The organism is Azospirillum sp. (assembly GCF_035627195.1).
Classification (GTDB): Bacteria; Pseudomonadota; Alphaproteobacteria; order Azospirillales; family Azospirillaceae; genus Azospirillum.
Window position 1 is genome coordinate 18715 of the sequence record NZ_DASPMG010000450.1, and the last position, 10613, is coordinate 29327.

General features: G+C 72.4%; 13 protein-coding genes and 1 pseudogene. 13 read left to right on the forward strand and 1 reads right to left on the reverse strand.

Annotated elements, in window-relative coordinates:
- The first annotated feature begins 3 nt into the window (after positions 1-3).
- The 4 genes from VED21_RS38470 to VED21_RS38485 all read left to right on the forward strand — a co-directional run bounded on the left by VED21_RS38470 (position 4) and on the right by VED21_RS38485 (position 4542).
- On the forward strand, positions 4-1236 hold the full coding sequence (locus VED21_RS38470; RefSeq protein WP_324891760.1) for a thiamine pyrophosphate-dependent dehydrogenase E1 component subunit alpha: 1233 nt from the start codon (positions 4-6) through the stop codon (positions 1234-1236).
- Positions 1233-2300 carry an alpha-ketoacid dehydrogenase subunit beta gene (locus tag VED21_RS38475; protein ID WP_324891763.1) on the forward strand — a complete coding sequence of 356 codons (1068 nt, stop codon included), beginning with the start codon at positions 1233-1235 and terminating at the stop codon, positions 2298-2300. The genes VED21_RS38470 and VED21_RS38475 overlap by 4 nt, the downstream gene beginning before the upstream one ends.
- A 230-nt stretch (positions 2301-2530) precedes the next feature.
- The gene (locus VED21_RS38480; protein WP_324891765.1) at positions 2531-3535 is read left to right on the forward strand and encodes an SDR family oxidoreductase; all 1005 of its coding nucleotides are present in this window, start codon (positions 2531-2533) and stop codon (positions 3533-3535) included.
- Positions 3536-3537: 2 nt separating this feature from the next.
- Positions 3538-4542, forward strand: a complete 1005-nt coding sequence (locus VED21_RS38485) for an NAD-dependent epimerase/dehydratase family protein (protein ID WP_324891767.1) — start codon at positions 3538-3540, stop codon at positions 4540-4542.
- A gap of 43 nt (positions 4543-4585) precedes the next feature.
- On the opposite strand, the gene VED21_RS38490 is transcribed toward VED21_RS38485, so the two are convergent.
- Positions 4586-4978, reverse strand: a complete 393-nt coding sequence (locus VED21_RS38490; protein WP_324891769.1) for a hypothetical protein — start codon at positions 4976-4978, stop codon at positions 4586-4588.
- A gap of 255 nt (positions 4979-5233) precedes the next feature.
- Between VED21_RS38490 and VED21_RS38495 the strand changes: the two genes are divergently transcribed.
- From VED21_RS38495 to VED21_RS38535, 9 genes and pseudogenes are all read left to right on the forward strand, one after another.
- A complete protein-coding gene (locus VED21_RS38495; protein ID WP_324891771.1) occupies positions 5234-5443 on the forward strand; it encodes a hypothetical protein in 210 nt (69 codons plus the stop codon).
- Between the two features lie 129 nt (positions 5444-5572).
- A complete protein-coding gene (gene atpD, locus VED21_RS38500) occupies positions 5573-7027 on the forward strand; it encodes a F0F1 ATP synthase subunit beta (protein WP_349256351.1) in 1455 nt (484 codons plus the stop codon).
- A complete protein-coding gene (locus VED21_RS38505) occupies positions 7027-7476 on the forward strand; it encodes a F0F1 ATP synthase subunit epsilon (RefSeq protein WP_324891773.1) in 450 nt (149 codons plus the stop codon). The genes atpD and VED21_RS38505 overlap by 1 nt, the downstream gene beginning before the upstream one ends.
- Positions 7473-7781, forward strand: coding sequence for an AtpZ/AtpI family protein (locus VED21_RS38510; protein WP_324891775.1), 309 nt, complete (start codon positions 7473-7475; stop codon positions 7779-7781). The genes VED21_RS38505 and VED21_RS38510 overlap by 4 nt, the downstream gene beginning before the upstream one ends.
- A 5-nt stretch (positions 7782-7786) precedes the next feature.
- Positions 7787-8062 (forward strand): ATP synthase subunit I, encoded by a 276-nt coding sequence (locus VED21_RS38515; protein ID WP_324891777.1) that lies wholly within the window; start codon positions 7787-7789, stop codon positions 8060-8062.
- Positions 8059-8733 carry a F0F1 ATP synthase subunit A gene (locus tag VED21_RS38520; protein ID WP_324891779.1) on the forward strand — a complete coding sequence of 225 codons (675 nt, stop codon included), beginning with the start codon at positions 8059-8061 and terminating at the stop codon, positions 8731-8733. Before VED21_RS38515 ends, VED21_RS38520 begins: the two co-directional genes overlap by 4 nt.
- Before the next feature lie 3 nt (positions 8734-8736).
- The gene (locus tag VED21_RS38525) at positions 8737-8976 is read left to right on the forward strand and encodes a F0F1 ATP synthase subunit C (protein ID WP_324891781.1); all 240 of its coding nucleotides are present in this window, start codon (positions 8737-8739) and stop codon (positions 8974-8976) included.
- Between the two features lie 12 nt (positions 8977-8988).
- Positions 8989-9768, forward strand: a complete 780-nt coding sequence (locus VED21_RS38530) for a hypothetical protein (RefSeq protein WP_324891782.1) — start codon at positions 8989-8991, stop codon at positions 9766-9768.
- Positions 9740-10613 (forward strand): annotated as a pseudogene (locus tag VED21_RS38535) (F0F1 ATP synthase subunit alpha); the annotation flags it as partial. The gene VED21_RS38530 and the pseudogene VED21_RS38535, both read left to right, overlap by 29 nt.

A 10613-nucleotide genomic window follows, 5' to 3' on the forward strand; every position in this document is an offset into this window, starting at 1 on the left:
CGCATGAAGGCGTTCGACGCACCCCCGGCAGACGGTGACCGGGGCTTCGGCCTCCTCGCGGCGCAGGTCGACACGGCCGCGGCCGGAGCGTACAACATCGCCTCGGGCCAGCCGGTCTCGCCGCGCGACGTCACCGCCGCCATCGCCGCCGAACCGGGTTGCGGTGTTCCGGTGCGCTTCGGCGCGCGCGAGCCGCAGCCGGGCGGACCGCCCGGGCTGGTCGCCGGCCAGCCCCCGCAGGAGAGCACGAGAATGAGCGGAACCACCCCCCTGCACCTGTACCGCACCATGCTGTACATCCGCATGGCCGAGGAGCGCATCGCCGCCCTGTATCCCGAGCAGGAGATGCGCTGCCCCACGCACTTCAGCATCGGCCAGGAGGCGATCGCCGCCGGCGTGTGCGCCGCCCTGGGACCCAGGGACTATGTGCTGAGCGCGCACCGCTCGCACGCCCACTATCTGGCCAAGGGCGGCAACCTGCGGGCCATGATGGCGGAGCTGTACGGCAAGGACACCGGGTGCGCGCGGGGCAAGGGCGGCTCCATGCACCTCGTCGATCGCAGCGTCGGCTTCCTGGGCTGCGTGCCGATCGTCGGCAGCACCATCCCGATCGGCGTCGGCGCCGCCTTCGGCGCCCGCCAGCGCGGCGAGACGGACCGGGTGACCGCCATCTTCTTCGGCGACGGCGCCGCGGAAACCGGCGTCTTCCACGAAAGCATCAACTTCGCCGCCGTGCACAGGCTGCCGATCCTGTTCGTGTGCGAGAACAACTTCTACTCGGTCAACACGCCGATGGGACCGCGCCAGCCCGAGGGGCGGACCATCACCGACATCGTGCGCGGCCACGGCCTGCCGGCGGAGCGCGCCGACGGGCAGGAGGTGGAGCCGGTGGCGGCGCTGGCGGCGGCGGCGATCGGGCGCCTGCGCGCCGGCGGCGGGCCGGAGTTCCTGGAGCTGGAGACCTACCGCTGGCTGGAGCATTGCGGCCCGGCCAGCGACATCGCCCTGGGCTACCGCCCGGCCGAGGAGTTCGAGGCGTGGCGGCGGCGCGACCCGGTGGCGCTGCACCGCGACGCGTTGCGCGCGGCCGGCGTCCTCGACGACGCGCTGGAGGCGCAACTGCGCGAGGACATCGGCCGCGTCGTCGACGCCGCCGTCGCCTTCGCCAAGGACAGCCCCTTCCCCGAGCGCAGCGAACTGCTGGCGAACGTTTACCCGACGCAGGCCTCCCGATGACCGACACGCAGCGGCAGCTGAAGTTCTCCCAGGCGATCAACGAGGCGCTCGACCTGTCGCTGGGCGCGGACCCGAACGTCTACGTCATCGGGCTGGGCGTGCCGGACCCCACCGGCGTGTTCGGCACCACCTCCGGCCTCCAGCAGAAGCACGGGGCCGGGCGCGTCTACGACATGCCGATCTCGGAGAGCGCCGTCACCGGCGTGGTGCTGGGCTCGGCCCTGGTCGGCGCGCGGCCGGTGATGGCGCACATGCGCCTGGAATTCGCCATGGTCGCCATCGACCAGATCGTCAACCAGGCGGCCAAGTGGCACTACATGTTCGGCGGCCAGGCGACGGCGCCGATGGTGCTGCGCATGATCGTCGGCCGCGGCTGGGGGCAGGGGCCGCAGCATTCGCAGAGCCTGCACAGCTGGTTCGCCCACATTCCGGGCCTGAAGGTGGTGATGCCAGCGACGCCGCACGACGCCAAGGGCCTGCTGGTCGCCGCCGTGGAGGACGACGCGCCCGTCGTGTTCATCGAGCACCGCTGGCTGTACGGCATCCACGGCGCCGTGCCGGAGGGGCTGTACCGCGTGCCGCTGGGCGTGCCCAACCTGATGCGCCGGGGCGGCGACGTGACGCTGGTCGCCTCCTCCTTCATGACGCTGGAGGCCATGCGGGCGGCCGGCGTGCTGGGCGGGCAGGGGATCGAGGCCGACGTCATCGACCTGCGCACGCTGAACCCGCTGGACGACACGCTGATCCTGGAATCGGTGCACCGCACCGGGCGGCTGGTGGTCTGCGACCAAGCCACCTACACGGCCGGCTTCGCGGGCGAGATCGTCTCGCGCGTCACCGAGAAGGCGTTCGGCGCCCTGAAGGCGCCGCCGGTGCGCGTGACGCTGCCCGACGCGCCGACGCCGACCACGCGGGCGCTGTCCAACTACTACTACCCCGGCGTCGGGCACATCGTCGCCGCCGCGCGGCGGACGCTGGGCCTGCCGTACGAGGATCCGACCGCGTCCATCGGCCCGGCCGACCGGCTGGACATCCCGGATACGAGCTTCACCGGGCCGTTCTAGGAACGGGACATCCGGCGGCCGGCGGCAAGACCTGATTCACCAGAGGCGGGATAAAGTCTGGTATGCTTTCGAAAGACGCGATCCCGCAGCCCGGCGCAGATCGCCGAACGCATGGACGTCGGCGCGGTCGCGCACCTCGCCGTGGCGTTGGCGGCGCCGCGCGGGCGCGCGGCACGTCTCTCAAGCTCACGGTCTCAAGCTCAAGGTCTTTTAAGTTCAGGGGTGGATGCATGTTCAAGAAGGTCCTGGTCACCGGCGGCGCCGGCTACGTCGGCTCGCTCCTGGTCCCGCAGCTGCTCGACCTCGGCTACGAGGTCACCGTCTACGACATCATGTACTTCGGTGACCATTTCCTGCCCAAGGAGAACTCGAAGCTGCGCGTGATCGCCGGCGACATCCGCGACACCGTGAAGCTGGCCGAGGCGTTCAAGGGGCAGGAGGCGGTGATCAGCCTGGCCTGCATCTCCAACGACGCCAGCTTCGAGTTGGACGAGAACCTCAGCACCTCGATCAACCTCGACGCGTTCGAGCCGATGGTGGTGGCCGCCAAGCTGGCCGGCGTGAAGCGCTTCATCTACGCCTCCTCCAGCTCGGTCTACGGCGTGTCGGAGCAGCCGGACGTGACCGAGGACCACCCGCTCGTCCCGCTGACCCTGTACAACAAGTACAAGGGGATGTGCGAGCCGCTGCTGTTCAAGCACCAGACGCCGGAGTTCACCTGCGTCACCATCCGGCCGGCCACCGTGTGCGGCTACGCCCCGCGCCAGCGCCTGGACCTGTCGGTGAACATCCTCACCAACCACGCCATCAACGCCGGCAAGATCACCGTGTTCGGCGGCTCGCAGCTGCGCCCGAACCTGCACGTGCAGGACATGTGCGACCTGTACAAGCTGCTGCTGACGCTGCCCGATGGGAAGATCGCCGGCCAGACCTTCAACGCCGGCTACCAGAACAAGAGCATCATGGACATCGCGCACACGGTGAAGCGCGTCGTCCAGGAGGAGTTTCCGGAGAAGGGCGACATCGAGATCACCACGACCCCGACGGACGACATCCGCTCCTACCACATCAACTCCGACAAGATCCGCCGCGCCATCGGCTTCGAGCCCAGGCACACGATCGAGGATGCGGTGCGTGACCTGTGCAAGGCGTTCAAGGCCGGCAAGCTGCCCGACAGCATGACCGACGACTGGTACTTCAACGTGCGCCGCCTCAAGGCGCTGAAGGCGGCCTGATCATGAGCGGACGTCCAATCGCGGTGGTGACCGGCGGCGCCGGCTTCATCGGCAGCCACATGGTGGACCTGCTGGTGGAGCGCGGCCACCGCGTCCACGTCATCGACAATCTCGCCGGCGGGCGCGAGGCCAACCTCGCGCACCACGCGGGCAATCCCGACGTGGTGTTCGAGCAGGCCGACATCCGTGCCTTCCAGCCGGGGCATCCGCTGTTCGCGGGCGCCCGCCACGTCTTCCACTTCGCCGGCATCGGCGACATCGTGCCGTCCATCGAGCGGCCGATGGAGTACATGTCGGTCAACGCGCAGGGCACCGTCCACATGCTGGAGTGCGCGCGCGCGGCCGGCGCGCAGCGCTTCGTCTACGCCGCGTCGTCGTCGTGCTACGGCCTTGCCGACACGCCGACGCGCGAGGACGCGCCGATCCGCCCGCTCTATCCCTACGCGATGAGCAAGTACCAGGGCGAGCAGTCGGCCTTCCACTGGCACGCCGTGTATGGCCTGCCGGTCAACGCCATCCGCATCTTCAACGCCTACGGCACGCGCTCGCGCACGTCGGGGGCGTACGGGGCGGTGTTCGGCGTGTTCCTGCGGCAGAAGCTGGCCGGCAAGCCCTTCACCGTGGTGGGCGACGGCACGCAGCGCCGCGATTTCGTCTACGTCACCGACCTCGCCCGCGCCTTCCTGGCGGCGGCCGAGACGGAGATGGTGGGCGAGGTGTGGAACGTCGGCTGCGGCAACCCGCAGTCGGTCAACCGCCTGGTCGAGCTGCTGGGCGGCGAGGTCGTCCATGTGCCCAAGCGGCCGGGCGAGCCGGACGTGACCTTCGCCGACATCGGCAAGATCACCCGCGAGCTGGGCTGGAAGCCCGAGGTCAGCTTCGAGGAGGGGGTGTCGCGCATCGTCGCGCAGATCGACTACTGGCGCGAGGCGCCGCTGTGGGACCCGCAGTCGATCGCGCAGGCGACCGAGAGCTGGTTCAAGTTCATGCGGAAGGTCGATCCCTGACGCGCGGAGCCCGCCCGGACGCGAATCGCCGGATTCCCCGCCCCTACTCCTCCCGCACGATCGCCAGAACGGCGTCGATGGCGGGGGAGCCGTCGGCCTGCATGGATTCGGGCAGGATGGCGCGCGCGCCGTTGATGGCGCGGCGCACCTCGGCGGCCGGGATGCCGGCGGCGACGAGGCCGTGGCCCAGCGTGCCGCACACCACGCTCAGCGCCGCGATCTGCGCGTGCTGGGCGGATTGCAGGGCGTAGAGCGCCTCGATCTGCTCCTTCATCTGCTCGACCGCGCCGATCATGGATTGCAGGGCGTCGGTCTGGCTCAGCATCACCTTGCGGAACGTCTCCACCTCGGCGCGGGTGCCGAGTTCGGTGGTGGCCGTGCGGATGAAGTCTTTCCACAGCCGGTCGAACTCGGTGCGGGTGAGGACGTCGGGCATCTGTTTGGGCTCGCGGCTGTGAGGGGCGGCGATGGTAGCACGCGCCGCAGCATGCGCCAGAGGATAGCGGCCGGAAATGGCGGTCAAGCGCGCCATCGGACGATGTGCCTTGGGCGGTAGCCGTCGGGGCAGATTGCGCGGGGCGGCCCCGGCGGGTAGGGTCACCCCGCCGACGCCGGACGGGCGCGGCCGGCCCGAATCATACCGGCCAGCATCATATCGGCCATTCCAGCCACTCCAGCAACGAGACCAGCCATGAACACACTGCTTCAGCAGACGTGGCGATGCCGCGTTGCCGACCTTCTGGACGACCCCGTTGCCCAGGCGGTCCTGCGCCGCGATGGGCTGTCGAGCGAGGACGTCTTCGCCGAACTGGCCCCCGTGGCCGACGCGCTGAGCGACCGCCGGCGGCGGCAGCGGCGGGCCGGCCCCTGGGGATTCGCCGAACCGGACTGCGTGAACTGATCTCCGGACCTGCGTGCCTGCGGTGGGATGAGGCATCCCCCTCGGGTTGAAACGGGTATATCCTTCGTCATGCCGTGCCGCCCGGCACGGTGCGCTTTCCGCGCTTCCCCTCCGCGCCGTCCGGCCGGCATGACGAACCGTCCCGCCACTCCAGCCGATTCCGCCAACCCCGCCTTGGCCAACTCCGCCCTGGGCCGGGTGACGGCGGTGCGCGGCTCCGTCCTCGATGTCGGCTTTCCCGCCGGCGGGCTGCCCGCGCTGCAGGAGGCGGTGGAGATCCTGTGGGACGGGCCGGAGCGGCTGGTGGCCGAGGTGCAGGCGCACGTCGACACCGGCACGGTGCGTGCCATCGCGCTGCAGGGCACGTCGGGCCTCGCCCGCGGCACGCCGGTGCGGCGGCTGGGCGGGCCGCTGGCCGTGCCGGTGGGGGACGCGGTGCTCGGCCGCCTGCTCGACGTCATGGGGGAGGTCCGCGACGGCGGGCCGGCGCTGCCGGCCGACGCGCCGCGCCGGCCCATCCACCAGCCGCCGCCGCCGCTGTCCCGCCGCAACCCGCGGCGCGACGCGTTCGAGACCGGCATCAAGGTGATCGACCTGCTGGCCCCGATGGCGCGCGGCGGCAAGGCGGCGATGTTCGGCGGCGCGGGCGTGGGCAAGACCGTGCTGGTCATGGAACTGATCCGCACCATGGTCGAGCGCTACACCGGCATCTCCGTCTTCGCCGGGATCGGCGAACGCTCCCGCGAAGGACAGGAACTGTGGGAGGAGATGCGCCGCTCCGGCGTGCTGGCGCGCACGGCGCTGGTGTTCGGCCAGATGAACGAACCGCCGGGTGCGCGCTGGCGCGTCGGTCTGACGGCGCTGACCATCGCCGAGCACTTCCGCGACGAGGAGGCGCGCGACGTGCTGCTGCTGATGGACAACGTCTTCCGCTTCGTGCAGGCGGGGGCGGAGGTGTCGGGGCTGCTGGGCCGGCTGCCGTCGCGCGTCGGCTACCAGCCCACGCTGGCCAGCGAGATCGCCGAGTTGGAGGAGCGCGTGGCCTCCGTGCCCGGCGCGGTGGTGACGGCGATCCAGGCCGTCTACGTCCCGGCCGACGACTTCACCGACCCGGCGGTGGCCGAGCTGTTCAGCCATCTCGACAGTTCCATCGTGCTGTCCCGCGCCATGGCGGCGGAGGGGCTGTACCCGGCCATCGACCCGCTGGCCTCCACCTCCAACCTGCTCGACCCGCTGGTGGTGGGGGAGGATCACTACCGGCTGGCGGAGGAGGTGCGGCGCACCATCGCGCACTACCGCGAACTCCAGGACGTCATCGCGCTGCTCGGCATCGAGGAGCTGAGCGCCGCGGACCGCCGCGCGGTGAAGCGGGCGCGGCGGCTGCAGCGCTTCCTGACGCAGCCCTTCCTGGTGACCGAGGCCTTCACCGGGCGCGGCGGCGTGACGGTGCCGCTGGCCGAGACGCTGAAGGGCTGCCGCGCGATCCTCGACGGCGAGGGCGACGACTGGGCCGAATCGTCCTTCTTCCTGGCCGGCACGCTGGAGGAGGTGCGGGCGCGGGAGATGAAGGGGAGGGGGGCGTGATGGACCTCGTGATCACCACGCCCACATCCGTCGCCGCCCGCGTGGCGGACGTGGCGCACGTGCGCGCCGAGGACGCCAGCGGCGCCTTCGGCATCCTGGCCGGACACGCGGACCTGCTGACGGCGCTCGCCGTGTCGGTGGTGAGCTGGCGGTGCGCGGACGGGCGGGAGGGGCACTGCGCGGTGCGCGGCGGCGTGCTGACGGTGTCGGACGGGCGGCACGTCGCGGTGGCGACGCGCGAGGCGGTGGCCGGCGACGACTTGCAGGTGCTGGAGCACGAGGTGCTCGCCCGCTTCCGCCGGGCGGGCGAGGAGGAGGGGGAGGCGCGCGTGGGTGCCCGGCGCATGCACCTTGCCGCCGTGCGCCACATCCTGGCCTACCTGCGGCCCGAACGGCGCCCGGCCGGGCCGGTCCAGGCGGCGCGGGACGGTGTGGAGGAAGCGCCATGACCCACCCGAACGGCAACCACGACGGTGCCCGGAATGGAAATGGCCACATGGCCGAGCCCGTGCGCCGCCGCCGCGAGCGGCGGGAACGCTGGGTGACGGAGGGGGAGCGTCCGGTCGGCCGCAACCTCGCGCTCATCGGCGCGCTCGGCTGGCTGGTGGTGGCGCCGACGCTGGCCGGGCTGGCCATGGGGCGCTGGCTGGACGGGATGGCCGGCGGCGGGGTGTTCTGGACCGCGTCGCTGATCTTCGCCGGGGTGGCGCTGGGCGGCTGGCTGGCCTGGAAACGCATCGAGCAGGAGCGCTGAGGCCCATGGACGCGATGACTCTCCTGCACGGACTGATCGGGGCGCTGGCCGGCGCGGCGCTGGGCGCCGCCTTCTTCGGCGGCCTCGCCGCCACGGCGCGGCTGTACCTGGACGGCGATCTCCGGCGCGCGCTGCCGCTGCATCTGGCGCGACTGGGCGGGGCGGGGGCGGCGTTCACGCTGGCGGCGTGGCTGGGCGGGGCGGCGGCGCTGCTGGGCATGCTGGCCGGGTTCCAGGCGGCGCGCATGGCGCTGGTGCGGCCGGAGCGGAGGCGGCCATGATCGATTCGCCGCTCACCGCACCCGTCGTCTTCGCGCTGGGACCCGTGCCGGTGACGCTGCCGGTGGTCACAACCTGGGTCCTCATGGCGGTGCTGGCGCTGGGCTCGTACCTCGCGACGCGGAGCCTGCGGGTGGAGGGGCCGGGGCGCGTGCAGGCGGTGCTGGAACTGGCTGTCGAGACCATCCGCCGGCAGGTGGGGGAGACCATGCAGGCCGACGCCACGCCCTACCTGCCGCTGCTGGGTACGCTGTTCCTCTATCTGGCGGTCGCCAACCTGTCGGGGCTGGTGCCGGGGGCGAAGGCGCCGACCGCCTTCCTGGAAACCGACGCCGCGCTGGCGCTGATCGTCTTCCTGGCCAGCCAGGTGCTGGGCGTGCGGGCGCGCGGGGCGTGGGGGTACCTGAAGGGCTTCGCCCACCCGTCGCCGTTCCTGCTGCCGCTCAACCTGCTGTCGGAGGTGACGCGGGCCTTCTCGCTGTCCGTGCGCCTGTTCGGCAACGTCATGAGCGGGGAGTTCGTCATCGCCATCGTGCTGTCGCTGGCCGGGCTGTTCGTGCCGGTGCCGCTGATGGCGTTGGAAATGCTGCTGGGCCTCGTGCAGGCGTACATCTTCACCATCCTCGCCGCGGTGTTCATCGGCGGCGCCGTCGGAACCATCGAGAGGGGGTAAGCCATGGACATCCACGCCATCAGCATCCTGGGCGCGGTGGTCGCCGTCTGCGTCGGCGCCATCGGCCCGGCGCTGGCCGAGGGCCGCGCCGTCGCCGCCGCCATGGAGGCCATAGCCCGCCAGCCGGAGGCGGCCAACACGCTGTCGCGCACGCTGTTCGTCGGGCTGGCCATGATCGAGACGATGGCGATCTACTGCCTCGTCATCGCGCTCCTGCTGCTGTTCGCCAACCCGTTCGTGTGAGGACGCCGATCCATGCATCTCGACGGGTGGACGCTGCTTCTCCAGGCCGTCAACTTCCTGGTCCTGGTGTGGCTGCTGCGGCATTTCCTGTACCGCCCGGTGCTGGCGGTGATCGCCGAGCGGCAGGCGGCGACCGAACGCGTGCGCGGCGAGGCCGACGCGGCGCGCCGCGAGGCCGCCGACGGGAAGCGCGCCGTCGATGCCGAGAAGGCCGGCCTCGCCGCCGAGCGCGACCGGCTGCTGGCCGGCGTCCGCGCGCAGGCGGCGGCGGAGCGCGCGGCCCTGCTGGACAAGGCACGCGGCGAGGCCGAGGGGCTGCTTGCCGAAGGGCGCGCCCGGCTGGCCGAGGAGCGGCGGCAGGCGGAGGCCGGCCTGCGCGAGCGCGCCGCCGCGCTGGGCACCGCAGTGGCGGCGCGGCTGCTGCGCGTGACGGCGGGCGACGGCATGGCCGAGGGCTTCCTGGAGGCCGCCTGCCGCAGCGTCGAGGCGCTGCCCGAACCGCAGCGCCGGGCGCTGGCCGGCGACGGTGGCGACGGTGGTGGCGACCCGGTGCCGGTGCGCCTCGTCACGTCCGCGCCGCTGACGGTGCCGGAGGGGGAGCGCTGGCAGGAGCGGCTGGCGGCGGCGCTGGGCCGGCCGGTCGCCGTGGCGTTCGCCGAGGATCCCGGCCTGATCGCCGGGGTGGAGCTGCACTTCCCGCACACCGTCCTGCGCCACTCCTGGAAACAGGCGCTGGCCGCGGCGATGGAGGAGCTGACGCGCGATGACGACAACGCTGCGCGACGCGCTTGACGCCTGGCTGCCCGAGGCCCGGCAGCGCCTGGACGCGCTGGGCGTCCGGCCGAGCTTCGAATCGGTCGGGCGGATCGAATCGGTGGGCGACGGCATCGCCCGCGTCTCCGGCCTGCCCGAGGCGCGGGCGGACGAGCTGCTGCTGTTCCCCGGCGGCGTGCCGGGGCTGGCGGTGGACCTGGACGGCACCATCGGCTGCATCCTGCTGGGCGAGGACCGGCACCTGTCGGCCGGCGCCACGGTGCACGGCACCGGGGCGGTGGTGCGCGTGCCGGTGGGCGATGCCCTGCCGGGGCGCGTGCTGGACCCGCTGGGCCGGCCGCTGGACGGCGGCCCGCCCGTGGCGGCGGACCGGCTGGAGCCGGTGGAGCGCCCGGCCCCGGCCATCGCCGACCGCGCCGCGGTGACGGAGCCGCTGCTGACCGGCACCGCCGTCATCGACGCCATGTTCCCGCTGGGCCGCGGCCAGCGCGAGCTGCTGATCGGCGACCGCGCCACCGGCAAGACCTCCATCGCCGTCGACGCCATCCTCAGCCAGCGCGACGGCGACGTGGTCAGCGTCTACATCGCCGTCGGCCAGAAGGCGTCGAGCGTGCGCGCCGTGGTCGAGGCGGTGAGGAGTGGCGGGGCGCTGGGGCGCACGCTGTTCGTCATCGCCCCGGCCGACGCGCCGCCGGGCCTGCAATGGCTGGCGCCCTACGCCGGCTTCACCATGGCCGAGCATTTCCGCGACAGCGGCCGGCACGCGCTGATCATCGTCGACGACCTGACCAAGCACGCCGCCGTGCACCGCCAGCTCTCCCTCCTGCTGCGCCGCCCGCCGGGACGGGAGGCCTATCCAGGCG

What these genes read in the sequence shown, in the direction of transcription:
- VED21_RS38470 (WP_324891760.1), top strand. Translation starts at nt 4, where the DNA reads ATGAAGGCGTTCGACGCACCCCCGGCAGACGGTGACCGGGGCTTCGGC.
- VED21_RS38530 (WP_324891782.1), top strand. Translation starts at nt 8,989, where the DNA reads ATGCATCTCGACGGGTGGACGCTGCTTCTCCAGGCCGTCAACTTCCTG.
- VED21_RS38485 (WP_324891767.1), top strand. Translation starts at nt 3,538, where the DNA reads ATGAGCGGACGTCCAATCGCGGTGGTGACCGGCGGCGCCGGCTTCATC.
- atpD (WP_349256351.1), top strand. Translation starts at nt 5,573, where the DNA reads ATGACGAACCGTCCCGCCACTCCAGCCGATTCCGCCAACCCCGCCTTG.
- VED21_RS38515 (WP_324891777.1), top strand. Translation starts at nt 7,787, where the DNA reads ATGGACGCGATGACTCTCCTGCACGGACTGATCGGGGCGCTGGCCGGC.
- VED21_RS38510 (WP_324891775.1), top strand. Translation starts at nt 7,473, where the DNA reads ATGACCCACCCGAACGGCAACCACGACGGTGCCCGGAATGGAAATGGC.
- VED21_RS38520 (WP_324891779.1), top strand. Translation starts at nt 8,059, where the DNA reads ATGATCGATTCGCCGCTCACCGCACCCGTCGTCTTCGCGCTGGGACCC.
- VED21_RS38505 (WP_324891773.1), top strand. Translation starts at nt 7,027, where the DNA reads ATGGACCTCGTGATCACCACGCCCACATCCGTCGCCGCCCGCGTGGCG.
- VED21_RS38480 (WP_324891765.1), top strand. Translation starts at nt 2,531, where the DNA reads ATGTTCAAGAAGGTCCTGGTCACCGGCGGCGCCGGCTACGTCGGCTCG.
- VED21_RS38495 (WP_324891771.1), top strand. Translation starts at nt 5,234, where the DNA reads ATGAACACACTGCTTCAGCAGACGTGGCGATGCCGCGTTGCCGACCTT.
- VED21_RS38525 (WP_324891781.1), top strand. Translation starts at nt 8,737, where the DNA reads ATGGACATCCACGCCATCAGCATCCTGGGCGCGGTGGTCGCCGTCTGC.
- VED21_RS38475 (WP_324891763.1), top strand. Translation starts at nt 1,233, where the DNA reads ATGACCGACACGCAGCGGCAGCTGAAGTTCTCCCAGGCGATCAACGAG.
- VED21_RS38490 (WP_324891769.1), bottom strand. Translation starts at nt 4,978, where the DNA reads ATGCCCGACGTCCTCACCCGCACCGAGTTCGACCGGCTGTGGAAAGAC.